This is a genomic window from Streptomyces sp. LX-29 (assembly GCF_029541745.1).
GTDB lineage: Bacteria > Actinomycetota > Actinomycetes > Streptomycetales > Streptomycetaceae > Streptomyces.
Map to the genome: position 1 here is coordinate 1,380,874 of NZ_CP089746.1, position 23,303 is coordinate 1,404,176.

The 23,303-nt window shown below is 73.1% G+C and carries 21 protein-coding genes; 4 read left to right on the forward strand and 17 right to left on the reverse strand.

What is annotated here, in order from left to right; all coding sequences use genetic code 11:
- The first annotated feature begins 18 nt into the window (after positions 1 to 18).
- Together LRS74_RS06090 and LRS74_RS06095 are read left to right on the forward strand one after the other, a co-directional pair.
- The gene (locus LRS74_RS06090; protein ID WP_277744620.1) at positions 19 to 726 is read left to right on the forward strand and encodes a gamma-glutamyl-gamma-aminobutyrate hydrolase family protein; all 708 of its coding nucleotides are present in this window, start codon (positions 19 to 21) and stop codon (positions 724 to 726) included.
- A gap of 469 nt (positions 727 to 1,195) precedes the next feature.
- Entirely contained in the window at positions 1,196 to 2,410 is a 1,215-nt protein-coding gene (locus tag LRS74_RS06095; RefSeq protein WP_277744621.1) for an MBL fold metallo-hydrolase, read from the forward strand.
- A 271-nt stretch (positions 2,411 to 2,681) separates the two neighbouring features.
- Here LRS74_RS06095 and LRS74_RS06100 read toward each other — a convergent pair whose 3' ends face one another.
- From LRS74_RS06100 to LRS74_RS06110, 3 genes are all read right to left on the reverse strand, one after another.
- Entirely contained in the window at positions 2,682 to 3,434 is a 753-nt protein-coding gene (locus LRS74_RS06100; protein WP_277740017.1) for a VOC family protein, read from the reverse strand.
- 189 nt (positions 3,435 to 3,623) lie between these two features.
- Positions 3,624 to 3,881 carry a DUF397 domain-containing protein gene (locus tag LRS74_RS06105; protein WP_277740018.1) on the reverse strand — a complete coding sequence of 86 codons (258 nt, stop codon included), beginning with the start codon at positions 3,879 to 3,881 and terminating at the stop codon, positions 3,624 to 3,626.
- Positions 3,882 to 3,884: 3 nt separating this feature from the next.
- Complete coding sequence (locus tag LRS74_RS06110) at positions 3,885 to 4,757, reverse strand: helix-turn-helix transcriptional regulator (protein WP_277740019.1); 873 nt, start codon at positions 4,755 to 4,757, stop codon at positions 3,885 to 3,887.
- A gap of 140 nt (positions 4,758 to 4,897) precedes the next feature.
- Here LRS74_RS06110 and LRS74_RS06115 point away from each other — a divergent pair, with 140 nt between their 5' ends.
- A complete protein-coding gene (locus LRS74_RS06115; protein ID WP_277740020.1) occupies positions 4,898 to 5,341 on the forward strand; it encodes an ATP-binding protein in 444 nt (147 codons plus the stop codon).
- Positions 5,342 to 5,469: 128 nt separating this feature from the next.
- On the opposite strand, the gene LRS74_RS06120 is transcribed toward LRS74_RS06115, so the two are convergent.
- A complete protein-coding gene (locus tag LRS74_RS06120) occupies positions 5,470 to 6,300 on the reverse strand; it encodes an SGNH/GDSL hydrolase family protein (protein ID WP_277740021.1) in 831 nt (276 codons plus the stop codon).
- Between the two features lie 428 nt (positions 6,301 to 6,728).
- Between LRS74_RS06120 and LRS74_RS06125 the strand changes: the two genes are divergently transcribed.
- On the forward strand, positions 6,729 to 7,538 hold the full coding sequence (locus LRS74_RS06125; protein WP_277740022.1) for a tyrosine-protein phosphatase: 810 nt from the start codon (positions 6,729 to 6,731) through the stop codon (positions 7,536 to 7,538).
- Between the two features lie 161 nt (positions 7,539 to 7,699).
- Here the strand turns inward: LRS74_RS06125 and LRS74_RS06130 are convergent, their stop codons facing one another.
- From LRS74_RS06130 to LRS74_RS06190, 13 genes are all read right to left on the reverse strand, one after another.
- Positions 7,700 to 8,899: a serpin family protein gene (locus LRS74_RS06130; RefSeq protein WP_277740023.1), complete on the reverse strand. Its 1,200-nt coding sequence runs from the start codon at positions 8,897 to 8,899 to the stop codon at positions 7,700 to 7,702.
- A gap of 45 nt (positions 8,900 to 8,944) precedes the next feature.
- Entirely contained in the window at positions 8,945 to 10,345 is a 1,401-nt protein-coding gene (locus tag LRS74_RS06135; RefSeq protein WP_277740024.1) for an aspartate aminotransferase family protein, read from the reverse strand.
- Positions 10,342 to 12,390, reverse strand: coding sequence for a 1-deoxy-D-xylulose-5-phosphate synthase (gene dxs, locus LRS74_RS06140; protein ID WP_277740025.1), 2,049 nt, complete (start codon positions 12,388 to 12,390; stop codon positions 10,342 to 10,344). The genes LRS74_RS06135 and dxs overlap by 4 nt, the downstream gene beginning before the upstream one ends.
- Before the next feature lie 21 nt (positions 12,391 to 12,411).
- A complete protein-coding gene (gene ispG, locus LRS74_RS06145; RefSeq protein ID WP_277740026.1) occupies positions 12,412 to 13,578 on the reverse strand; it encodes a flavodoxin-dependent (E)-4-hydroxy-3-methylbut-2-enyl-diphosphate synthase in 1,167 nt (388 codons plus the stop codon).
- A 4-nt stretch (positions 13,579 to 13,582) separates the two neighbouring features.
- Complete coding sequence (gene hpnH, locus LRS74_RS06150; protein WP_277744622.1) at positions 13,583 to 14,608, reverse strand: adenosyl-hopene transferase HpnH; 1,026 nt, start codon at positions 14,606 to 14,608, stop codon at positions 13,583 to 13,585.
- Between the two features lie 5 nt (positions 14,609 to 14,613).
- Entirely contained in the window at positions 14,614 to 15,261 is a 648-nt protein-coding gene (locus tag LRS74_RS06155) for a 1-hydroxy-2-methyl-2-butenyl 4-diphosphate reductase (RefSeq protein WP_277740027.1), read from the reverse strand.
- On the reverse strand, positions 15,261 to 17,207 hold the full coding sequence (gene shc, locus LRS74_RS06160; protein ID WP_277740028.1) for a squalene--hopene cyclase: 1,947 nt from the start codon (positions 17,205 to 17,207) through the stop codon (positions 15,261 to 15,263). Before shc ends, LRS74_RS06155 begins: the two co-directional genes overlap by 1 nt.
- Positions 17,208 to 17,293: 86 nt before the next feature.
- Positions 17,294 to 17,422 (reverse strand): hypothetical protein, encoded by a 129-nt coding sequence (locus LRS74_RS06165; RefSeq protein ID WP_277740029.1) that lies wholly within the window; start codon positions 17,420 to 17,422, stop codon positions 17,294 to 17,296.
- The gene (locus tag LRS74_RS06170) at positions 17,419 to 18,516 is read right to left on the reverse strand and encodes a polyprenyl synthetase family protein (protein WP_144382336.1); all 1,098 of its coding nucleotides are present in this window, start codon (positions 18,514 to 18,516) and stop codon (positions 17,419 to 17,421) included. Before LRS74_RS06170 ends, LRS74_RS06165 begins: the two co-directional genes overlap by 4 nt.
- Positions 18,513 to 20,027 (reverse strand): hydroxysqualene dehydroxylase HpnE, encoded by a 1,515-nt coding sequence (gene hpnE, locus LRS74_RS06175; RefSeq protein ID WP_277740030.1) that lies wholly within the window; start codon positions 20,025 to 20,027, stop codon positions 18,513 to 18,515. The genes LRS74_RS06170 and hpnE overlap by 4 nt, the downstream gene beginning before the upstream one ends.
- Positions 20,028 to 20,106: 79 nt before the next feature.
- Complete coding sequence (gene hpnD / locus LRS74_RS06180; protein ID WP_277740031.1) at positions 20,107 to 21,069, reverse strand: presqualene diphosphate synthase HpnD; 963 nt, start codon at positions 21,067 to 21,069, stop codon at positions 20,107 to 20,109.
- Positions 21,066 to 21,932 (reverse strand): squalene synthase HpnC, encoded by an 867-nt coding sequence (hpnC, locus tag LRS74_RS06185; protein WP_277744623.1) that lies wholly within the window; start codon positions 21,930 to 21,932, stop codon positions 21,066 to 21,068. Before hpnC ends, hpnD begins: the two co-directional genes overlap by 4 nt.
- 482 nt (positions 21,933 to 22,414) lie before the next feature.
- A complete protein-coding gene (locus LRS74_RS06190; protein WP_277740032.1) occupies positions 22,415 to 23,158 on the reverse strand; it encodes a helix-turn-helix domain-containing protein in 744 nt (247 codons plus the stop codon).
- Between the last annotated feature and the right edge of the window lie 145 nt (positions 23,159 to 23,303).

A 23,303-nucleotide genomic window follows, 5' to 3' on the forward strand; every position in this document is an offset into this window, starting at 1 on the left:
ACCGGAGCGTCTCCCGTGATCCAAGCCAAGCCCCTCATCGGCATCAGCACCTACCTGGAGCAGTCCGTGCGCTGGGGGGTGTGGGAGCTGCCCGCCGCACTGCTGCCCGCCGGCTACCACCGGCTCGTCCAACGGGCCGGCGGCCTGGCGGCGCAGCTGCCGCCGGACGACCCGGGGGCGGCCGCGGCCGTGGTGTCCCGACTGGACGGCCTGGTCATCGCGGGCGGCCCCGATGTGGAGCCGGTGCGGTACGGAGCCGAGCCGCACCCCCGCACCGGACCGCCCGCCCGGGAGCGCGACGCCTGGGAACTGGCCCTGATCGAGGCGGCGCTGGCGGCCGGGGTGCCGCTGCTGGGCATCTGCCGGGGCATGCAGCTGCTCAACGTCGCCCGCGGCGGCACGCTCGTCCAGCACCTTCCGGAGACGGTGGGGCACGAGGGGCACAGCGGGCCTCCCGGCGTCTTCGAACGCCACGAGGTCACCCCGGTCCCGGGCACGCTGCTCGCCCGGGTGCTGCCGGAGCCGGTGTCCGTGCCCACCTACCACCACCAGGCGGTGGACCGGATCGGCGCCGGACTGGAGGTCTCCGCGCACGCGGCGGACGGGACGGTCGAGGCCCTGGAGCTCCCGGGCGCCCGGGGCTTCGCCCTCGGGGTGCAGTGGCACCCCGAGGCGGGCGACGACCCCCGTGTCATGGAGGCTCTGACGGCCGCCGCGCGCGGCTGACCTCCCGGAGGGGACGGACGGCCCCGGGCCCGGTACGCCGGGCCCGGGGCCGTCCGCGTGCGCCCGGGTTCAGGCCGCGCGCCCCCGTCCGCACGCCCCTGTCCGCGCGCGCCCGTCCCCGCGCCTTGTCCGCGTGCGCCCGTCCCCGCGCCTTGTCCGCGTGCGCCCGGGCGGTGGGCGCCCGTCCACCCGCCCATCCACCGCCCGTCCGCGCCGTCCGCGCGCCCGGCAGCGCGCACCCCCAGCCCCGGGCGCCCCTCCTCGTGCGTCCATACGTGTGCGCCGACCCCCGCGCGAACGCCCGCGGCCCCGCCGGCCCCGAGCGGGCACCTCGGGTGGTACGGGGTCGGCCGGCGGAACAAGGTGACCAGCGGTGTGAGTTCTTCCCACAGATAATGGGGTGGCCCCACCCCCTCACGCTGGAGGTGCCGTGACCGGTTCGCACACGACGGAGTCGCAGACCAGCCGGGTGTACCCGCGCTCGTGGCGGGGTGCGCTGCGCCCCGCCGCCTTCGGGGCGGACCCGGACGGCGAGCGGATGGAGCGTATCCGCCGGTCGCCGAACTTCGCCGACGGCGTGTTCGTCAATCCGGTGGCCGCACGGGTCGTCCCGTCCGGGTCGATGCTGAAGTTCCTGTCCACGTACTTCCGCAAGGAGGAACGGGTGCGCAGGGCGCCGGCCGGCACCGTGCCGGTGCACCCGACCACGCTCGCCGACCTGGCCGCGCCGCCCGCCTCCGGGCTGCGGTTGACCTGGATGGGCCATTCGAGCGTGCTGGCGGAGATCGACGGTCGGCGGGTGCTGTTCGATCCGGTCTGGGGGCAGCGCTGCTCGCCGTTCGCCTTCGTCGGGCCGAAGCGGCTGCACCCGATGCCGGTGCCCCTGCGCGAGCTGGGGACCGTGGACGCCGTGGTCATCTCGCACGACCACTACGACCACCTCGACATGCCGACCGTCCGGGCGCTGGCCCGCACCGGCACGGTCTTCGTGGTGCCCCTGGGGGTCGGCGCGCACCTGGAGCACTGGAGCGTCCCGGCCGACCAGATCACCGAGCTCGACTGGCACGAGTCGACCAGGGTCGCCGGGCTCACCCTCACCGCCACCCCGGCCCGCCACTTCTGCGGTCGGGCGCTGCGCAACACCCAGCACACGCTGTGGGCCTCCTGGGTGGTCGCGGGCCCGGAGCACACGGTCTTCCACAGCGGGGACACCGGGTACTTCCCCGGCTTCCGGGACATCGGCGCCGCGTACGGCCCGTTCGACGCCACGATGATCCAGATCGGCGCGTACAGCGAGTTCTGGCCGGACATCCACATGACGCCCCAGGAGGGGCTGCGCGCCCATGTGGACCTGCAGGGCGGCCGGCCCACGGGCGTCATGCTGCCGATCCACTGGGGCACCTTCAATCTGGCTCCGCACCCGTGGGAGGAGCCGGCCGAGGGCTCTGTGACCGCCGCCGGGGCGGTCGGCGCGACGGTGGCGATGCCGCGCCCCGGGCAGCCCTTCGAACCGGCGGCCGGGCTGCCGCTGGACCCGTGGTGGCGAGCGGTCGCGGCGCTGCCCCCTGGCGGCCGACAGGCCCCCTCGGGGGGCGGCACGCCCGGCATGGGAGCCGGCCCCGAGCGGCCGGAGCGCACGGACGACACCCCGCCCGCCGTGCCCCAGCCTCTGCCCCAGCCGTAGACCGCGCGTAGACCCCGGTTGCGGATCCCGGGCGAGGAGCGACCACGGCTCGGCGGCGCCGGGCCGTGCCTTCCTACGGGGCTCTTGTGGCGCGAAAGACGGTCGCCTTCGCTCTCGCCCGGTCCGACCGCGCCGGCCGTCGGGCCGCCTCGGTCCGGTCTGCCCGCTTCGACGGCGTTCGGGAAAGGTTCCGGCGACGGCTCCGCGCGAGGTCCACGGCGACCCGTACGGGATCCTCCCGTGGCCCCCGGGGCGGGGCCCGCGGCGGCGGTCAGCCCGCCTTCTCGATCTCCTCCGACGAGAGGTGGAACAGCGCGCCCTGCGGGTCGCGGACGCTGGCCATCGGGCCGAAGGGGGTGTCACGCGGCCGGGTGATGACCGTGCCGCCCGCGGCGTCGGCCCGGTCCACCGCGGCCTCGACGTCGTCCACACAGAAGTAGACGTGCCACTGCGGCCGCAGATGCGGGTCGGGCGCGGTCTCGACGCCGCCGCCGTAGATCCCGGCCACGGTGTGGCCGCCGACGGAGAGCATCACCCGGTCGTGCTCGTAGCGCACGTCGATCTTCCGGGGGCCCTCCACGTCCCAGTCGAAGACACCGCCGTAGAACATCGCCGAGGCGAACGGGTCCCTGGTGCGCAGCTCCAGCCAGGCCGGGGCGCCGGCGGTGCGCCCCACCTGCCACTCGGGGTCGACGGCGCCCTCCCAGATACCGAAGACCGCGTCGAAGGGGTCGGCGGCCCAGGCCACCCGGCCGTTGCCGAACTCCAGCGGACCCACCGCGACGGTGGCGCCGCGCTCGCGGATCCGGGCGGCGACCACATCGGCGCTGTCGGCGACGAAGTACGCCGTCCAGACCGCCTGCCGGCCGAGGCCGGAGGCCGCCCCGATGCCGGCCACCGGGGTGGCCTTGGCCAGGGCCACGGAGTAGCTGCCCTGGCCCTGGAAGCCGGGCTTGTACTCCCAGCCGAGCACGGCCGCGTAGAAGTCCTGCGCGGCCTTCAGGTCGGGCACCGTCAGGCTCACCCAGCAGGGTGCCCCCTGGACCCCGCGCGATGTGGCCGTCGTCAACGCCCTCACCTCGTTCCCAGTCGTTCTCTACACCCTCCGTCCGAACCGGTCCGGGCGCCACCTGTGGCCCGCCTGTCGGGCGGCTCGGCGCCCGTCGGGGCCGGGCCGGTGGCGGCGCTGAGTATTCCGCCGGGCTGTCGGCGGTCATGCGAGCAGGAAGTCGGCCTCCCCGGCCTTGGCCCCCTGGATGAACCGTTCCATCTCGTGGAGCGTGTAGATCAGGGCGGGGCCGTCGGGATCGGTCGACTGGCGCAGCGCCACCCGACCGTCACCGAGCTTCATGGCCTCGACGCAACTTCCCCCGTTACCGCCGCTCCACGGCTTGTGCCAGCCCTCGTTGCCGAGGTCCCTCGCCGGCATGCCGTTGTAGATGCGTATGCGGTCCCTGCATATGCGATCCATGGTTCAGATCTCCTTGCGAATACCACCCAGAATGTCCTGAGTGTTCTGTGCTGGCGCGGCCTGCGCGCACATCCGGTCCAGGGCCTCCCGGAAGACGGACACGTCATCGCGTTGGTCGATATACGAAGCACCGATGAGGTTCTCCGCATACGCGATGTCCGGCAGTTCCGGGATCGGGAACCGGAAGACATGGAAGGGGCCGTACATCGCCGGATGCGGTCCGGCGGCGAACGGCATGATCTGCAACCGCACGCTGGGCAGCTCGGACGCCTCCAGGAGGCGGGTGAGCTGTCCGCGCATGATCTCCGACGAACCGCCGATGGGTCGACGCAGCACCGTCTCGTCCATGACCACCCACAGCAGCGGCGGGTTGGGCCGGGTGAGGAGCGCCTGGCGCTCCACCCGCAGCGCGACGACGCGCTCGATCTCCTCGTCGGCGGCGGTCGGCATCCCGGCGCGCAGCACCGCGCGGGCGTACTCCGCGGTCTGCAGCAGGCCGGGCACGTAGTGCGGCTCGTAGGCCCGGATCAGGTTGGCCTCCGACTCCAGGCTGACGAACGCGCTGAACCACTCGGGCAGGACGTCCCGGAAGCGGTGCCACCAGCCGGGCTGGTTGGCCTCGCGGGCCAGGGTCACGAAGGAGTCGAACTCCTCCGGGTCGGTGACGCCGTAGGTCGACAGCAGCTTCTCGACGTACGGGATCTTCAGCCCGACCTCGGCCTTCTCCATCCGCCGGATGGTGGCGTGGGTGACGTCGAGGGCGCGACCGGCCTGCTCGTACGACAGCCCCGCCTTCTCCCTGAGGTCCTGCAGCCGTCTGCCGAGCACCACTCTGAGTACGGTGGGGGCACCCCCGCCGTGCCGCGTGTCCGCCACTACCGCTCCCCTTCAACTGGCCCCACGAAGCAGCAGTCTGGCACGGTCTCAACTTCGCCCGGAACACTCTGTCCAGTGCGATTCTGCAATTTACAGATTGAACCTTGCCATACGTGAGAGTGACAGAGCATAGTGACGGCGTGGCTCCTTCCCATGAGGCTCTCCGTTTAGGGCATTCGGGCGGCGGTTCCCTCGCCCGGTGTCTTCAGGACGCGTTCTCCCTCCCCGCGCTGAGCACGTCGGTCGCGGAGGCGCGACGGCGGGTCCTGGCGCGGCTGCGGGAGTGGGGCATCGGCGAAGAGGTCCGCGACAACGCCGAATTGATCGTCTCCGAGCTGTTCACCAACGCGGTGCGGCACACCTCGAGCGAGCGGGTCTGCTGCGAGGTGCGCGCGGTCGGCCCCCGGCTGCGGTTGGAGGTCACCGACCAGGGTTGCGCCCGCACCGAGCCGATGGCCCGCCCGGTCACCGTCGACCAGGAGGGCGGGCGCGGGCTGATGCTGGTGGAGGCGCTGTCCGACTCATGGGGCGTCAGACCCGCGGAGGGCGGCCGGGGTCGGGCGGTCTGGGCGCATCTGAGCTAGCCCGCCTCCGGGCCGCGCCGCCCGGGCCTCCGGTGCGCGCCTGATGTGACGTCACACGTCCTCGGTGGTCGGGCCGGCTCGATCTCCGAGCCCGCCCGACCACCGAGGACGGCGCCTGTCCCCGCCGACTACGGCAGCGGCAGCAGGTCCGGGCGCTTGGCGTGGACGTGGTCGCCGGAGGACTCCCCGCGCAGCCGCCGCCCGATCCAGGGCACCAGGTGTTCCCGCGCCCAGTGGATGTTGTCCCGGCGCACCTCGGCCGCCGAGCGATGACCCTCCTCCGGCCAGGGCTGATCCGGGTCGGTGGCCAGGGGCAGGCCCAGCACCTGTGCGGCGCGCAGTGCCACGCGGGTGTGGCCGTCGGCCGAGAGGTGCAGTCGGTCCTCGCTCCAGGCGCGGCGGTCCTGCACCGAACGCAGCGACCACAGGTCGAGCACCGGGCAGCCGTGCCGGTCGGCGATGGCCCGGACGTGTGCCGTGTAGGTGGCGATCTTTCCGCGCAGATGGCGCAGCACCGGGACGCCTCGGGTGTCGAAGCCGGTGCACACCAGCACGGTGCCGACGGAGGCGGTGAGGTCGGCGACGGCCGCCTCGTAGCGGGCGGCGATGTCGTCGGGGTCGCTGCCCGGACGCAGGATGTCGTTGCCGCCGGCGCAGAAGCTCACCAGGTCGGGGGCGAGCTCCTTGGCGCGCGGCACCTGCTCCTCGACGATCTGGTCCAGGAGCCGACCGCGCACGGCGAGGTTGGCGTACCGGAAGTCGGCAGCGAAGTCCCCCGCGGACTCCGCTGCCGGATGGGCGGTATGCAGCCGATCGGACAGCAGTACGGCCAGCCGGTCGGCCCAGCCGACGAACGCCCCCGCGGGACCCGGGTCGCCGACTCCCTCCGTGAAGCTGTCGCCGACGGCTGCGTACGACCCGATCGTGCCAATGATGAATCTCTTCGAATCGTCTGCCATGTCAGCACATCCTTCACGGTGGGAAGTGACTTACGCCACCGTAACCAGGGGTTGACGAGGCGTGATGAATACCACCCGGTCAGTTTTGGCGGAGGTGGAATAGGACGGCGAGGCGCAACGCCGCCCGGTGCCGCGCATGCGCCCGCTTCCTCCTCCGGACGGGGCGCACGAGCCGGGGTCCGTCCTCGACCGGCCACCCCGCACGCCCGCCGGAGGGAGATTCACGGCTCGGAGCCGCGGGGATGGGGTCGGCGACGGGGAGAGGGAAGAGGTGAGTCGACCCCTGCGAGCGGCGCGACACGGCATGGAGCCGAGGCGCCGACCGGGGCCGCCACGTCGAACTGATTGCCCTGGGAACATTTGTCGTATCGTCAACAGAACCGTGTCTCGCCGACGACCAGCGCCGGCGAACGACCCGAGGAGCGCCCGTGACGCAGTCGCCGCAGATCCCGTCCGTCGAGCCCGACCTGGTAGGGGTACGCAACTTCCGGGACGTGGGCGGGCTGCCCACCGGGGACGGACGGCGGATCCGGCACGGCGTGCTGTTCCGCAGCGGGCACCTGGCGAGCGCCACCACGGAGGACACCGCCTTCCTCGACTCGCTCGGTCTGCACACCGTCTTCGACTTCCGCAACTCCGCCGACATCAAGCTGGAGGGACGGGACGTCGCCCTGACCGGCGTGCGGAACGTCAACATCCCGCTCAGCGACCCGGCCGACGGCTCGGGCTTCTGGACCATGGTGCGCGAGGGCGAGCTGCACGAGCTGCGGGAGCTGCTCGCCGAGGGCCGGGCGGCCGGGCGCATGATCGCCTCCTACCGCGAGATCGTCACCACCCGGACGGGGGAACACGGCCGGCTGCTGGCCGAGCTGGCCGGCGGCAGCTCCCCCGCGCTCCTGCACTGTTCCGCCGGCAAGGACCGCGCGGGGCTCTCCATCGCGGTCATCCTGCTGGCGCTCGGCGTCGAACGGGACGCCATCGAGCAGGACTACCTGGAGTCCGGCGCCGCCCACCGCCGCTACAAGATCTGGCGCAGCGGCGACCCCGCGAACGCCATGGCCCCCGAGGTCATCGAGCTCCTCACGCCCCTCTTCGACGCCCGCCTCGAATACCTGACCGCGGCCTGGGACACGATCGACTCCGTCTGGGGCGGCGTGGAGAAGTACCTGACCCAGGGCCTCGGACTGACGGATCAGATGCGGGAGTCCCTGCGGGAGCGCCTGTTGGCACCCTTCTAGGGGGCTCGGTTCGCCTCCGGGCGCCTTAAGCGACTGCCGACAGTCGACCGTGCTCGCCTGCTCGTTCCTCACAGGCTCCGCGCGCTCTCCCTTTCGGCAGCCGCGCGCCCTTCGGCTCACTCGCCGGTGCGTACGGGGCCGGAGTGCGTGCGGGGCGGTGGTCACCAGGGGCGGTTGGGGGCCTTGTCCGGGTCGGTGACCCAGCCGGCGGCCAGGATCAGGCCGGAGGCGCGGTGGCGGGCGAGGAAACCGAAGGGCTGGTCGAAGCGGGCGCCGACCTGCTTCGAGCGCTGCCTGGGGACGCCGCCCAGGCCCATCCCGACGGAGGTCACGGCCGCCGCCTCGAAGCCCGTGGCGGTGAAGCCGGCCGTCATGCTCTGGCGTGCGGAGGTGACGGCGAGCGGGGTCGGGCTGATGCCCGGGAAGTGGCCGCGCCCGGGGTCGGTCGCCGTGCGCAGGCCGAACAGCCCCGCGGAGTCGAGCAGATCGTGCTCCGCCCGCACGGTGAAGCGGACGGTGGCCAGGTTGAGGGTCGGGCGGTCCTCCCAGCTGGTCGCCTCCACCACGCGGACGCCGGGGGCCGGTTCACCATACGGGAGCGCCGAGCCGGGCAGCGCCGGGTGCTCCCCCTCCAGTACGGCCACCGCCGCCTGCAGCACCTCGCCGCCGGGGACGCCCGCGGCGCCGCGGACCAGGCGCACCTCCAGCCCGTTGTCGCCGGCGACCTCCGCGAGCGTCAGCGGCCCCGCCGGGGTGTCGGGGGCCACCCGAAGCAGGTCGAGGTCCGGGCCGGAGCGGTAGAGGCCGGTCAGCCGCCGCCCCCGCCACGGCCCGTCGTCGGGCTCGAGCCGCCCCTCGCCGAACGGGCGGGTCCACCGGGTGCGCAGCAGCAGCGCCCCGGCCAGGACCAGCAGGGTGTCGGCGGTCAGCGGCACCGGCAACCCGGTGATCTGGCCGTCCGTGTGCCGGGTCGCCCAGGCGTCCAGCGCCGCGCGGTCCCGGTCGAGGTCGCCGGTCAAATCCGCGTGGACGCCGGGCGGCAGCGCGGCCGCCCACACCGGCCGTAGCGGCACCCGCTCCGCGCGGGTCCACAGGCCGGTGGCCGCGGCCACGCCCTCCATCGCGCCCAGCGCCTCGATCAGCTCGCGGCCGCGGGCCGACGCGCTGTCCGCACCGGCGATGGAGAGGGCGCCGTGCAGTTCCCCCCGGGCCCGGCCGTCGGCGCCGCCCGCCAGCAGGGCGAGCAGCGGCCACACCCCGGCGGCGGAGAACACGGTGCCCTCGGCCGCCTTCGGCACCGCGCTCCGCGCCCACCACCCGGTCAGCTCGTTGACGGAACGTATGGTCTCCGTGGCGAGCATGGCTCGTGCCTCTCCCGTGTGCGACGCGTCAGTCGGCCGGCCGGTTCACCGACCCGCCACCGCCTGCTTCACCAGCGTGCGGCCGAAGTCCCAGATCAGACCGCCGCCCGAGTGGGCCTCGTCCATGACGGCGGTGAACGCTTCGACGAAGCGGTCCACTTCGCGCTCGCCGATGATCAGCGGCGGGATCAGCTTAATGACCTCCATGTGGTCGCCGGAGACCTGGGCGAGAATGCGATGCCGGTGCAGCAGCGGGGCGACGACCAACTGCGCGAACAGCCCCTTCCGGGCCGTCTGGAGCATGGTCCAGCGGCCGCGCAGGGCCAGCGACCGGGGCCGGCCGAACTCGATCCCGATCATCAGGCCGCGCCCGCGCACCTCGTACAGCAGCTCGTAGCGGTCCACCAGCGCGGCGAGTCGGTCGCGCAGCAGGTCGCCGGTGCGCCGGGCGTTCTCGACGGTCTTCTCGTCCTCCATGACCGCGAGCACGGCCAGCCCCGCGGCCATGGCCTGCGCGTTGGAGCCGAAGCTGGCGGAGTGCACCAGCACCCGGTCCATCGAGGAGTAGACCTTCTTGAAGATCCAGTCCTTGCCGAGGGTGGCGCCGACCGGCACATAGCCGCCGGAGAGCGCCTTGGCCACGCAGACCAGGTCCGGTTCGACGCCCTCCTCGTGCTGGTAGGCGAAGAAGTCCCCGGTCCGGCCGAGCCCGGTCTGCACCTCGTCGGCGATGAGCAGCCCCTTGTGTCGGTGCAGCAGCTCCTGCGCGGCACGCAGGAAGCCGGGCGGGGCGGGGTGCACGCCCTTGCCCTGGATCGGCTCGACCACCAGCGCGGCCACGTCACCGCGCCCGACCTCCCGCTCCAGGGCGGCCAGGTCCCCCAGTTCGATGGCGGTGTCCGGCAGCAGCGGGGCGAAGCCCGCGCGGAAGCCGTCCTCACCGTTGACCGAGAGCGAGCCGGTGGTCAGCCCGTGGAAGGCGTGCGCGCAGTAGACGACGCGCGGCCTGCCGGTGGCGAACCGGGCGAACTTCAGGGCCGTCTCGACGGCCTCGGTGCCGCTGTTGCCGAAGAACACCCGGTCCAGGTGGGGGGCGTACGACAGCAGCCGCTCGGCCAGCAGCCCGGGCAGCGGCGGGCAGTCGAAGCGGGTCAGATCGGCCAGCGAGGCGTCCAGGACGTCGTGCAGCGCCCGGCGCACGACGGGGTGGTGGCGGCCCAGGCCCATCACGCCGAATCCGGCGAGCATGTCCAGGTAGTCCCGGCCGTCCGCGTCCCAGAAGTAGGCGCCCTCGGCCCGCTCGTAGACCTTGTCGAAGCCGATGGTGTGCAGCATGCGCGGCAGTTGGTGGTTGAGGTACCGGGCGTGCAGCTCGTACCGCTCGGCGCCGCGCTCGGCGAGGAGTCCGGCGAGGTCGAAGCCCGGTGGCGGTTCGGCGGCGGTCATCGGCGGCTCTCCCTGCTCTCCATGGTGTGCTCACCCGCCCCGCTCGACGCGTGGTCCGGGGCCTGCCGGCGGCTCTCGGCGGTGGTCTCGACGGGGCTTTCGGCGAGGGTCTCGGTGGGCCGGGCGTGAACCCGGGCGTCCTCGGCGGCGGACCCGCGCTGCCGGCTGACCCGTCCGTGGCCCAGCACCGCGCCGATCCCCGCGGCGATCTCGACCGGGGTCAGCCCGATGTCGGCGAGGACCTCGCCCCGCTTGGCGTGCGGCAGGAACCGCTCGGGGATGCCGAAGGTGCGCACCGGCAGGTCCACCGCGGCGTCGCGCAGCGCCTGGGCGACCGCCGACCCGACGCCGCCGTTGCGGCTGCTGTCCTCCACGACGGCCACCGCCCGGTGGCGGGCCGCCAGCGCGGGCAGCGCCGCGTCGACGGGCTTGACCCACCGCGGGTCGACGACCGTGCACCGGACGGCGCGCTCGGCCAGCAGCTCGGCCGCCGCCAGCGCGACCGGCGCCATCGCCCCGACCGCGACCAGCAGCACATCGGCGCCGTCCGGCGCCTCGCGCAGCACGTCCATGCCGCCCACCCGGGACACCGCCGGGATCGGCTCGCCGACCGACTCCTTCGGGAAGCGGACCACGGTGGGCGCGTCGTCCACGTCGACCGCCTCACGCAGTTGCGCCCGCAGCTGGTCGGCGTCGCGCGGCGCGGCGATCCGCAGTCCGGGCACGACCTGGAGGATGGACAGGTCCCACATGCCGTTGTGGCTGGGGCCGTCGGTGCCGGTGACGCCCGCGCGGTCGAGTACGAAGGTCACCCCGCAGCGGTGCAGCGCGACATCCATCAGCAGTTGGTCGAAGGCGCGGTTGAGGAAGGTGGCGTAGACGGCGAAGACCGGGTGCAACCCGCCGGTGGCCAGCCCCGCGGCCGACACCGCGGCGTGCTGCTCGGCGATGCCCACGTCCCAGACCCGGTGCGGGAACCGCTCGGCGAACGGGCCGAGCCCGACCGGGTGCAGCATCGCCGCGGTCAGGGCCACCACATCGGGCCGTTCGGAGCCGATCCGCACCATCTCGTCGCCGAAGACCGAGGTCCAGGACGGGCCGCCGGAGGGGCTGAGCGGCTGGCAGGTCAGCGGGTCCATCGCGCCGACGGTGTGGAAGCGGTCGGCCTCGTCCTCCAGGGCGGGCCGATAGCCGCGGCCCTTGGCGGTGATGCAGTGGATCAGTACGGGGCCGTGGAACCGTCGGGCGCGGCGCAGCGCCGACTCGACGGCCGCGATGTCGTGCCCGTCGACGGGTCCGACGTACTTCAGCCCCAGGTCCTCGAACATGCCCTGCGGCGCGAAGGTGTCCTTGAAGCCCTTCTTGGCGCCGTGCAGCGACCCGTAGATGTGCTGGCCGACGACGGGCGTGCGTTGCAGCACGTCCTTGCCCCAGGCGAGGACGCGCTCGTAGCCGTCGGTGGTGCGCAACGTGGCGAGGTGGTTGGCGAGGCCGCCGATGGTGGGCGCGTAGGAGCGCTCGTTGTCGTTGACGACGATGATCAGTGGCCGGTCCTTGGCGGCGGCGATGTTGTTGAGCGCCTCCCAGGCCATGCCGCCGGTCAGCGCGCCGTCGCCGATCACCGCGACCACGTGCCGGTCGGTGCGGCCGAGCACCTCGTCGGCCTTGGCGAGGCCGTCGGCCCACCCCAGCACCGTGGAGGCGTGGCTGTTCTCGATGACGTCGTGCTCGGACTCGTCGCGGGACGGATAGCCGGAGAGCCCGCCCTTGCCGCGGAGCTTGGAGAAGTCCTGGCGGCCGGTGAGCAGCTTGTGGACGTAGGACTGGTGGCCGGTGTCCCACAGGATGCGGTCGGTGGGCGAGTCGAAGACCCGGTGGAGGGCTATCGACAGCTCCACGACGCCGAGGTTGGGGCCGAGGTGTCCGCCGGTTCTGGTCACCGCGCGGACCAGGAACTCACGGATCTCGGCGGCGAGTCGGCCGAGTTGGTCTTCGGGTAGCGCTTTCAGGTCGCGCGGGCCTCGGATGGTCTCCAAGAGCGACATGGTCGGTCCCCCTCTTCGTGGCTAGCTCACGGTCACATCGGGGGTCCCGGCCGGGACACCCTCGGTCTCCATCACCTCCGCGAGCCGCATGGCCTCTTCGATCAGCGTTTCGACGATCTTCGACTCGGGCACCGTCTTGATCACCTCGCCCTTCACGAAGATCTGCCCCTTACCGTTGCCCGAGGCCACACCGAGGTCGGCCTCCCGAGCCTCGCCGGGACCGTTCACCACACAGCCCATCACCGCCACCCGCAGCGGGACCTCCATGCCCTCCAGACCCGCGGTGACCTGGTCGGCCAGCTTGTAGACGTCCACCTGGGCGCGGCCGCAGGACGGGCAGGAGACGATCTCCAGACGGCGCTGGCGCAGGTTGAGCGACTCCAGGATCTGGATGCCGACCTTGACCTCCTCCGCCGGCGGGGCGGAGAGGGAGACGCGGATGGTGTCGCCGATGCCCTCCGAGAGCAGGGCGCCGAAGGCCACCGCGGACTTGATGGTGCCCTGGAAGGCGGGGCCCGCCTCGGTGACGCCCAGGTGGAGCGGGTAGTCGCACTGGGCGGCGAGCTGCCGGTAGGCGTTGACCATGACCACCGGGTCGTTGTGCTTGACGGAGATCTTGATGTCCCTGAAGCCGTGCTCCTCGAACAGCGAGCACTCCCACAGCGCCGACTCCACCAGCGCCTCCGGGGTGGCCTTGCCGTACTTGGCCAGCAGCCGCTTGTCGAGAGAGCCGGCGTTGACACCGATACGGATCGGGACACCGGCGTCGGACGCCGCCTTCGCGATCTCCTTCACCTTGTCGTCGAACTGCCGGATATTGCCCGGATTGACCCGCACCGCCGCACAACCGGCGTCGATCGCCGCGAACACGTACTTCGGCTGAAAGTGGATATCCGCGATCACCGGGATCTGCGACTTCCTCGCGATCACCGACAACGCCTCCGCGTCATCCTGCGACGGACACGCCACCCGCACGATCTGACAACCCGAAGCCGTCAACTCCGCGATCTGCTGCAACGTCGCACCGATGTCCGCCGTCACCGTCGTCGTCATGGACTGCACCGACACCGGCGCGTCCCCACCCACCGCCACCGACCCCACCTGGATCCGTCGGCTGGCCCGACGCGGGGCGAGCGGCCGGACGGGCATGGTGGGGAGCCCGAGGTCGAGCGGCTCTGTCGCTGTCATGGCCTCACCCACGGTTCCCGGACATGGTCTCGCGGGCCGCGCGCAGCGACTCCTTGAGCGAGCCCACGGTGGCGAGCACGGCGGTCGGCTCATAGCCGCAGTGCGCCATGCAGTTGTCACAGCGCGGGTCCTTGCCGCGCCCGTACTTGTCCCAGTCGGTCTCCTCGACCAGCTGCCGGTAGGTGGGGACGTAGCCGTCCGCCATCAGATAGCAGGGGCGCTGCCAGCCGAAGAGGGAGTAGTTCGGAATCCCCCAGGCCGTGCAGGGGAAGTCGGTGCGGCCTTCCAGGAAGTCCAGGAAGAGCGGGCTGTGGTTGAGCCGCCAGCGCTTCCGGTTGCCGTCGGCGAACGCCTTCCTGAACAGTTCACGGGTCTGCTCGACGCCGAGGAAGTGTTCCTGGTCGGGCGCCTTCTCATAGGCGTAGGCGGGCGAGATCATCATCTCGTCCACCTTCAGGTCGTCGTTGAGGAAGTTGAGCACCTCGACCACGGTCTGCGGGGTGTCGGTGTTGAAGAAGGTCGAGTTGGTGGTGGTGCGGAAACCGCGCCGCTGCGCCTCCTTGATGGCCGCGACCGCCTCGTCGAAGACCCCCTCCTTGGCCACCGACTCGTCGTGCCGCTCGCGCAGCCCGTCGATGTGCACCGCGAAGGCGAAGTACGGGGACGGGGTGAACTCGTCGATCTTCTTGCGCAGCAGTACGGCGTTGGTGCAGAGGAACACATAGCGCCTCCGTTCCACCAACTGCCGTACGATCTCGCCGATCTGCGGGTGCATCAGGGGCTCTCCACCGGCGATGGAGACCATCGGAGCACCGGATTCCAGCACCGCGCCGACCGCCTGGGCCACCGGCATGCGCTGCTTGAGCACCCCGGCCGGGTGTTGGATCTTCCCGCAGCCCTCGCACTTGAGATTGCAGGCGTACAGCGGCTCCAGCTCCACGATCAGCGGGAACTTCTCCCGCCGCCGGATGACCTTCTGCGTGAAAACGTATGTCGCGACCCGGATGGACTGTCGGAGCGGCATGGCCATCTGGCTCACCTCCTGGGGAGCGGCAAGGATCGGTGCCATTCAAAGAAAGCTGGGAGCAGAGTGCGTAGTACCCGGAAAGCAGATATTCCACCGCACAAGGTGCCGATCCGGACGAGTTCATGTTCAGGAGCGTCCACGACCACTCGTACGGCCGCAACCGGGCGGGCGCCCGCCGACACGGCGGCGCGGAGCGTGGCGGCGGACTCCATGTCCACCGCGAGGGCGCCGGTGGCGCGCAGTCTCGCGCGCTCCGCACCCCGCACCACATGGTCGGAGCCGACGACAGGCCCGATGTGCGGGGTGCGTCGGACGCCGGCGGGGGCCAGGGCGGACAGCGCGGCGGCCAGGGTCTCGCTGGCGGTGCACGGGGTGCGGCCCTCGGGGTCGCGGGTCTCGTCGGCGACGACCAGGTCTCCGGGGTGCATCCCGGGGGCCAGCCCGGCGCAGAAGCCGGTGGCGATCACGGCGGTGTCGCGGGCGGCCGCACCGTCGCCGAGCGCGCGGGCCACCGCGCGCTCGGCGGACCGCGGGCCCATGCCGGTGCGCACCACCGTCACCGGCCCGGGGGCGCCATCGTGGTCGCCGCGGAGGGCGAGCCGCTCGATGCCGAGCGCGCACGCGATCAGGAGAGGGATGGGCCGGGCGGGCTCCATCAGGCGTCCCGGGCCGACGGCAGGGCCGGCTCGCCGTACACATAGCGGCCGAGCGCGGTGACCGGGAAGACCTGCCGGTACAGGTGGTAGTTGATGGAGAAGTCCCAGGGGAAGCCGGTGCCGGTGAACTGCGGCTCGTCCCAGGAGCCGTCCGACAGCTGGGTGTCGGTCAGCCAGGTCACCGCGCGCTCCACGGCCTTGGACTCCCGCTCGCCGGCCGCCAGCAGCGCCAGCAGCGCCCAGGCGGTCTGGGAGGCGGTGGAGGGTCCGCGGGCGATCCACTCCGGGTCCCGGTAGGAGCGCTGGTCCTCGCCCCAGCCGCCGTCCTCGTTCTGCACCCGCTCCAGCCAGGCGACGGCGCGCCGGATCGCGGGGTGCGAGGCGGGGATGCCGGCCGCGACCAGGGCGGGGACGACCGAGCCGGTGCCGTAGACGTAGTTGGTGCCCCAGCGGCCGAACCAGGCGCCGCCGACCTCCTGCTCGGCCAGCAGCCAGGCGATGCCGCGCCGGGCTCGCGGATCGTCCGCGAGCCCCACCCAGGCGAGCATCTCCACCACGTGCGCGGTGACATCGGCCGAGGGCGGGTCGATGACCTCGCCGAAGTCGCAGAACGGCAGCCGGTTGGGGAACGGGCTGGTGTTGTCCACGTCGAAGGCGCCCCAGGCGCCGTTCTTGGACTGCATGCCCAGGTTCCAGCGGGTGGCGCGGCGGACGGCCGCCTCGACCCGGTCCGGTTCGGGGTGGTCCACCCGGCGCAGCGCCAGCACCACCTCGGCGGTGTCGTCGATGTCGGGGTAGGTGTCGTTGTGGAACTCGAAGGCCCAGCCGCCGGGCGGGAGTTCGGGCCGGCGCACCGCCCAGTCGCCGCGTCGGTCGATCTCCTCCCCCAGCATCCAGTCGGCGGCCTTGACCAGGGCCGGGTGGTCCGGGGTGAGTCCGGCGTCGACGAGGGCGATGGTGGCCAGGCAGGTGTCCCAGACCGGGGACTGGCATGCCTCGATCATCCGGCTGCCGTCCTCGCGCCACACGGCGAACCGGTCCAGCGACTCCAGTCCGGCGCGCAGCACCGGGTGGCCGAGGTCGTAGCCGAGGATGTGCAGGGCGATGAGGGAGTAGACGGCGGGCGGCTGGATGCCGCCCCAGCAGCCGTCGTTCTCCTGGCGTTCGATGATCCAGCGGGTGCAGCTCCGCACCGCGGCTCGGCGCAGCGGGCCGACGGCGATCCTGCGGTAGCCGTGCAGCGCCCGGTCCAGGCGCTGGAAGACGCCGTCCCAGCTGGTCAGCGGGGCGCCGGGGCGCGGCGGGTTGGGGTGGCGGGGGTCGGTGTGCAGCTCGTCCACGCCGAACGGTCCGGGCCGCACCGGGCGGTGGGCGGAGACGATGGTGAGCGGCACGATGGTCTGCCGGGCCCAACAGCCGAAGTCGTAGATGTTCAGCGGCACCCAGCTGGGCAGGTAGATCAGCTCGGGGGGCAGCTCGGGCAGGTCCTCCCAGCGCCACCAGCCGAAGAGGGCGAGCCAGATGCGGGTGAAGACACGGGCCCGGGCGATGCCGCCGCGTTCGCGGACCCAGGCGGAGGCGGCGGCCATGTGCGGCTCGTCGGGCCCGTCCCCGGCCAGCCGCAGCGCGACATACGCCTCGACGGTGGCGGAGAGTTCGGAGGGGCCGCCGTAGAAGGTGGCCCAGGTGCCGTCGGCTCGCTGCTGGGACCGGATGTGGCGCGCCGCGGCGGCGAAGACGCGCTCGTCCCTGATGCCGAGGAACTGGCGGAGCATCAGGTCCTCGGCGTCCATGGTGACGTTGGTCTCCAGGTCGCCCTTCCACCACCCCTCGGGGTCCTGACACCCCAGCAGGTGGTCGACGGCGCGGGCCGTGGCCTGCCGGGCGGCCGTCAGGGTCTCGGGCTCGGAGGGGGTCTCGGAGGGTTGGACGGTGGTCGCTGTCATGGTTTCCCCTTGCAGTGCGAGATCTCTGCCGAAATGGGGTTTCCGTCGGCCGGCGCCCCGCGGGGGCGCCGGCCGGCGACTGCGAGCTATATGCGGTGGGTGGCGATGCCGTCGACGGCGGTACGGCTGACGGCGATGCGGCCGAGGGCGATACGGCCGCAGGCGATACGGCTGAGGTCGACGCGGCCGAAGGCGACGCGGCTGATGGCGATCATCTCTCTCGTACGACCACGAAGTCGGCGAGCGCCACGAGCTGCGCCCGGACCGTCTCGGGCAGCCGCACCTCGCTCAGCGCGGAGACCGCGGTGGCGTGCTGACGGCGGGCCTCCTGGGAGGTCCAGTCGCGTCCGCCCGCCCGCTCGATCAGCGCCGCGCGGGTGGCGAACTCCTCCTCGTCGAAGTCGGCGAACTCCGAGTCGGGCTGCTTGGCGTCGGCCGCCAGCAGCTCGGCGAGCTCCTCGGAGGCCGCTCCGCCGGCGGCCAGGGCGGCGACGACGGGCAGCGACTTCTTGCGCTGCCGCAGATCGCTCCAGGTCTGCTTGCCGGTGGCCTCGGGATCGCCCCAGATCCCGAGCAGGTCGTCGACGGCCTGGAAGGCGAGGCCGAGGTGGTAGCCGTAGCGCTCCAGGGTGTCGGCGGTGTGGTCGTCCGCGCCGCCCAGCACCGCGCCGATGGAGGTGGCGCAGGCCAGCAGCGCGCCGGTCTTGTTGCCCTCCATCTCCAGACACTCCTCGACGGTGACCCGCTCCCGGTGTTCGTAGGAGATGTCCTGGGCCTGGCCGTCGATGAGCCTGCGGGTGGCGGCGGTCAGCCGCCGGGTGGCACGCCCCGCCTCCGCGGTGCCCAGCTCCAGCAGTATCTCGTTGGCCAGCGCGAAGAGCGCGTCGCCGACGAGGATGGCCTGGGCCGGTCCGTGCACCTTCCACACGGTGTCCCGGTGGCGGCGCTGCTCGTCCCGGTCCATCAGGTCGTCGTGGAGCAGCGAGAAGTTGTGCACCAGCTCGACCGCGACCGCGCCGGGGATGCCGGTCTCGGGCGGCGCCCCCGCGGCCTCGGCGGAGATCAGCGCCAGCGCCGGGCGGACCGCCTTGCCGCTGTCGCCCGCGGACGGCCGGCCCGCGGCGTCGATCCAACCGAAGTGGTACGCCGCGACCGCGTCCATGGGTGCCGCCAGTCGGCCCACGGCCGCGCGCAGCACCGGTGTGGCGAGCGTCCGACCGCGCTCCAGCAGCGCGGCGACGGCCGCGGAGTCGACGGCGGGGGTCACCGGGGTCACGGGCTCTCCTCTGTTCTGGGTCATGGTGCTCATGCCGCCTCCTCGGGGATCCCCCCGCGCAGGGCGGGGAGAGGGTTCTCATGTGGGCGGCCCAAGGCGGCGAGCGCCTCGCCGGCGGCGGTCAGTCCGCTGCGCACGGCGCCCTCCATGGTCGCGGGCCATCCGGTGGCGGTCCACGCGCCGGCCAGGTAGAGGCCGGGCGCGTTGGTGGGGGCGGACGGACGCAGCCGGCCGACCCCGGGGGTGGGGGCGAACGTGGCCGTGCGCTCCCGGGTGACGAAGAAGTCCCGGACCACCGCGCGGCGGGCGGCCGGCAGCAGCCGCGCCAGCTCGGGCAGGTAGCGCTCGCGCAGCTCGGCGACGGGGCGGTCGATGTCGTCGTGGGCGGCGGACTGGGAGACCGCCAGATACTGTCCGGCCGGGCCCCCGCTCGCGGGGGCGGCGAGCCCGGAGGAGTCGGTGCGGTCGAAGACCCACTGGATCGGGCTGCCGACGGCCGCGAAGAAGGGGCGGCGCAGCACGGTCCTGTCGTAGACGACGTGCAGGTTGAGGATGGGCGCGGTGCCGATCCGCAGCAGCCGGTCGGGGTCGTCCAGCGCGCCCTCGGGCAGCAGGGCGTGGGTCTCGCGCTGCGGGACGGCCAGCACCACGGTGTCGGCCTCCAGCGTCTCCGCGCCGCCGGTGCCGCCCTGGACCGCCACGCTCCAGCGGCCGGCCTCGGTGCGGGTGAGGGCGCCGGCCCGGGTGCGCAGCAGGGTGCGTACGCCGGCCGTGTCGAGGGCGGCGCGGGCCCGGGTGTCGTGCAGCTCGCCGAGGGGGGCGTGCGCCCAGCCGATGTCGGCGGCGGCCGGGTCGGAGAGCAGTCCGGTCTTGAAGACCATGGCGGCGAGGCCGAGCGAGGCGTGCGCGGCGGTGGCGTTGAGGGTGGCGACGCCGATCAGGTCCCACAGCGCCTCGACGGCGCGCGGCGACTGGCCGTGGCGGCGCAGCCAGCTGGCGAAGTCCACCCCGTCCAGGGCCGGGTCGGCGGGGTCGAGCCCCCGGAGGGCGAGGGCGGCCCGGCCGGCCATGGCCCGTTCGGTCAGGGACAGGTGCGGATAGCCGGCCAGGCTGGGGACCAGGTGCAGCGGCACCGGCAGTGGGGCGCGGCGGATCCGGCCGAGCCGCGGGCCGTGGGCCGTCCCGGTCCCGCGCCGCGCCCCGGGGTCGAGCACCGGCACGTCCAGGGTGCTCTGGAGCGGGGCGAGCCGGGCCGCGTCGACGCGGTCCAGGAACCAGCGGTAGGCGGTGCAGCAGCGCAGATAGACGTGCTGGCCGTTGTCGACGCTCAGTTCGCCGGCCGGGGAGTCGCGACGGAAGGAGAAGGCGAGGCCGCCGAGGCGAGGCCGGCCCTCGAGGAGGGTGACGCGCACCCCGGCGTCGGCGAGCGCCAGCGCCGCGGTGGTCCCGGCCAGTCCCCCGCCGACAACCACGGCGGCCGCCCCCTCGGGACGGCCTGTCGCGTGCGTCCGGTGCCGGTCGGGGCGCGTGGCGTGTGTCGTCATGTGTCCACCCCCTCACTCGTGGACTGGGACGTGCGGCCGCGGCGGAGGGTTGCCCGCCGCTTGTGCCGGGCGGTTCGGTTCACCGCAGCTCTCCCCTCGGTCCCCGGGCGTGTTGTCGGGCGACCAGCCGGGCGTCCATCCCGGCCAGCCCGCGCACCGCGACGTACGCCTTCTCATGGCCGGGCAGCGAGACCCGGCCGCGTAGCACGGCTGCCGGATCGCGGGCGATGCGCTCCAACAGCCGCCGGTAGATGCCCGCCATGGCCGCCACACAGGCGCCGCTGCGCCGGTCCAGCATGGGCAGCAGCCGGAAGCCGGTGGCGAACAGCGCCCTGGCCCGCCGCACCTCGAAGTGCACCAGGCCGGTGAAGTCGGCCTCCGGTGGTGCGACGGAGGTGTGGAAGGCCGGCGGGCAGCCGAACTTGGCCAGGTCCTCGGTGGGCAGGTAACCGCGTCCGCTGGCCGCGTCCTCGCGAACGTCCCTGAGGATATTGGTCAGTTGGAGCGCCAGGCCAAGCGTGTCGGCGTACTCGGCGGCGCGCTCGGCGTCCCGCGCGCCCGGCAGGGTGCCGAAGACCCCGAGCGAGAGCCGGCCGATGGCGCCGGCCACGCAGCGGCAGTACACCTTCAGGTCGTCCCAGGTCTCGTAGCGCTCGCCGGAGACGTCCATCAGCACGCCGTCGATCAGCTCGTCCAGCCCGTCCAGCGGGATCGGGAAGCGGCGGGCGGCGTGGGCGAGGGCGACCGCCACCGGGTCGGTGTCGTCCTCGGCGATCCGGCCGTCCCGGATCCGGTCGAGCACCGCGCGGGTGTCGGCCAGCCGGGTCCGCTTGGCTGCGGCGTCCAGCGGTCCGTCGCCGATGTCGTCGACCCGGCGCGAGAAGGCGTACAGCGCGGACATGGCGTGCCGCTTCTCGGTCGGCAGCAGCCTGATGCCATAGGCGAAGTTACGGGCCTGCACCCCGGTCACGGCCTCGCAGTAACGGTACGCCGCGAGTACTGGCGCGGACACGTGCCCCGATCCGTTCACGGTCCGGCTCACCCCTCTCTTCGCAGTGTCGCCCCCACCTCGCGCAGCAGGCTGAGCTTGGTGGGCTTGGGAGGTCCAGCGAGTACGTCGTGTCCCCGGCTGGCGACCGCGCGCAGCGCGGCTCGGCCGCCCGCCACGAAACCGGCGAGCAGCAGCCTGAGCCTGCCGTCGACGCTACCCACCAGCGGGCTGCCTTCGTCCAGCAGGTCCCGGGCGCGTTCCGCCTCGAAGGCGACCAGCGCGCGCACCGACGCGGTCGCCTTCGGCGCGGCCAGGTCGGCCTCGGTGACGGAGAAACGCGCCATGTCCTCGGCAGGGAGGTAGACGCGGTCGCGGCCGAGGTCCTCGGCCACGTCCTGGAGGTGCTCGATGATCTGGAGGGCGGTGCAGACGGCGTCCGAGTGTCGGACGCGCTCCGGGCTGGTGGTGCCGGTGATGCCCAGCACCAGCCGGCCGACGGGGTTGGCGGACAGCTCGCAGTAGTCGAGCAGCTCCTGGTAGGTGGCGTAGCGGCGGACCCGCTGGTCCTGCCGGTTGGCCTCGATCAGTCCCAGGAAGGGGCCGGGGGTGAGCCCGCAGCGGCGGACGGTGGGGCGCAGCGCCCGCAGCAGCGGGTGGCGGGGCGACTCGCCCGTGGCGGCGAAGACGCGCCACAGGTCGGCCTCGAAGGCGTCCAGCAGCGCCAGCCGGTCCGCGGCCCGCTCGGGGTCGACGCCGAGCAGGGCGGCGTCGGTGCCGCCCGGGGCCAGGTCGCCGTCGCCGATGTCGTCGACGAGCCGGGCGTAGCCGTAGACCGCCATCAGGTCGGTGCGCCAGGCCCGCGGCAGGAAGAACGGCGCGACCGGGAAGTTCTCGCGGCCGGCCTTGCCGAGCAGGGCCCGGGTGTGCGCCTGTGCGTCGGGCCGCTCGTCGTGGCCGAGCCGTGGGCGTGCGGCGGCACGGATCGGGCGCCCGGACGCGGGGCGGCCGCCGGTCGTCGGATCGCCGGAGCGGCCGTGGGGCACGGCGTACTCATGCGACGTAGGAGACTCGAGGGAGGACCCGCTGCGCTCGTCCTCCCCGGTCACTGTGGACAGCCAGGCATACGGACGAGGACCGCGCCTCCGCGCGGGAGCGGTCGACCGGGCCCAGTGGGAGCGCTGGAGGTGGGCCGTGAAGCCAATGCCGTCACATCCCCGTTCTACACCGGTTAACAGGATCGGCACGAAGCGGACACGCCGCGCCGCCCTGTCAAGGGCGGCTGACCACTCACCTCCGCTCACCTGGAACGAGGTGAGCGGGCGACGGTCCCGGCGTGGCCCGAATGGGCACCGGTCCAGCTTACGCCTTCGCTTGTGGAGACGACCGGGGGGAGTCCCTACGCCTCCTGTTCGAACAGGTCCTCGATGCCCACGACCCGGGTGAGGTCCCGCAGCTCGCGCTCGAAGAACGCCTCCCCGTCCGCCAGCGCGAACGACATGAAGCCCAGGGTCTCCAGGCACATCAGCCCGTAGAGCCGCACCCAGCAGCGCAGCATGACGGCGATGGCGCCGGTGGGGAGCGTGATCTCCTGGGCCTCGCTGAGCCCGCGCAACTGCTCCACCAGCGCCGGTTCCAGCTCGGCCACCTCGGGCACGGGCCAGGGCCGGACCCGCCACAGGTCCTCGAACAGGTGGGACCAGAGCGAGCCGAAGACGGTCCAGCCGGTCTCCGGATCCGGCCGGGCGCCGGACCGGCCGAGACCCTGTGTCCAGGGGCCGAGCACCAGCCCGAACTCGTGCGGGTTCCGCAGCGCCCAGGCGCGCAGCGCCCGCGCGGCGGCGATCAGCCGTCGGCCGGGGTCGTCCGCGGGGAGCGCCTCGGTCATCACCCGGACCCGCTCCGCCATCTCGGCGAAGATGTCCGCCCGCAGCGCCATGATCAGGGCGTCCCGGCTGGTGAAGTAGCGGTAGACGGCCGGGGCGGTCATGCCCATGTCCCGGGCGATGGCCCGTATCGTCACGTTCTCCGGCCCCTGCTGGACCAGCAGCTCCCGCGCCACGTCCTTGATCTCGCGGATGGTGGCGATCCGCAGTCGCTCACGCCGGGTGTACGGCACGACCGGCGCGTCCCCCTGGGACATGCGCTTCCCCCTCGTCTTCGCGCACCGAGCCCCTCACGGCGCCCGGCTTCACGATACAGCCATAGGTTTGGTGAACACCTGCCGCTGAGGCGTCTCGCGTTCACCGTTAAACGACCCCCGTCACCGCGCCCACCTGCGGACACGG

Coding starts and splice junctions, on each gene's coding strand:
- LRS74_RS06135 (WP_277740024.1), bottom strand. CDS start 10,345: ATGACCGCCGCCGAACCGCCACCGGGCTTCGACCTCGCCGGACTCCTC.
- hpnH (WP_277744622.1), bottom strand. CDS start 14,608: ATGGCCATGCCGCTCCGACAGTCCATCCGGGTCGCGACATACGTTTTC.
- ispG (WP_277740026.1), bottom strand. CDS start 13,578: ATGACAGCGACAGAGCCGCTCGACCTCGGGCTCCCCACCATGCCCGTC.
- shc (WP_277740028.1), bottom strand. CDS start 17,207: ATGACAGCGACCACCGTCCAACCCTCCGAGACCCCCTCCGAGCCCGAG.
- LRS74_RS06155 (WP_277740027.1), bottom strand. CDS start 15,261: ATGGAGCCCGCCCGGCCCATCCCTCTCCTGATCGCGTGCGCGCTCGGC.
- LRS74_RS06105 (WP_277740018.1), bottom strand. CDS start 3,881: ATGGATCGCATATGCAGGGACCGCATACGCATCTACAACGGCATGCCG.
- LRS74_RS06165 (WP_277740029.1), bottom strand. CDS start 17,422: ATGATCGCCATCAGCCGCGTCGCCTTCGGCCGCGTCGACCTCAGCCGT.
- LRS74_RS06120 (WP_277740021.1), bottom strand. CDS start 6,300: ATGGCAGACGATTCGAAGAGATTCATCATTGGCACGATCGGGTCGTAC.
- LRS74_RS06190 (WP_277740032.1), bottom strand. CDS start 23,158: ATGTCCCAGGGGGACGCGCCGGTCGTGCCGTACACCCGGCGTGAGCGA.
- dxs (WP_277740025.1), bottom strand. CDS start 12,390: ATGTCGCTCTTGGAGACCATCCGAGGCCCGCGCGACCTGAAAGCGCTA.
- LRS74_RS06130 (WP_277740023.1), bottom strand. CDS start 8,899: ATGCTCGCCACGGAGACCATACGTTCCGTCAACGAGCTGACCGGGTGG.
- hpnE (WP_277740030.1), bottom strand. CDS start 20,027: ATGACGACACACGCCACGCGCCCCGACCGGCACCGGACGCACGCGACA.
- LRS74_RS06170 (WP_144382336.1), bottom strand. CDS start 18,516: ATGAGCACCATGACCCAGAACAGAGGAGAGCCCGTGACCCCGGTGACC.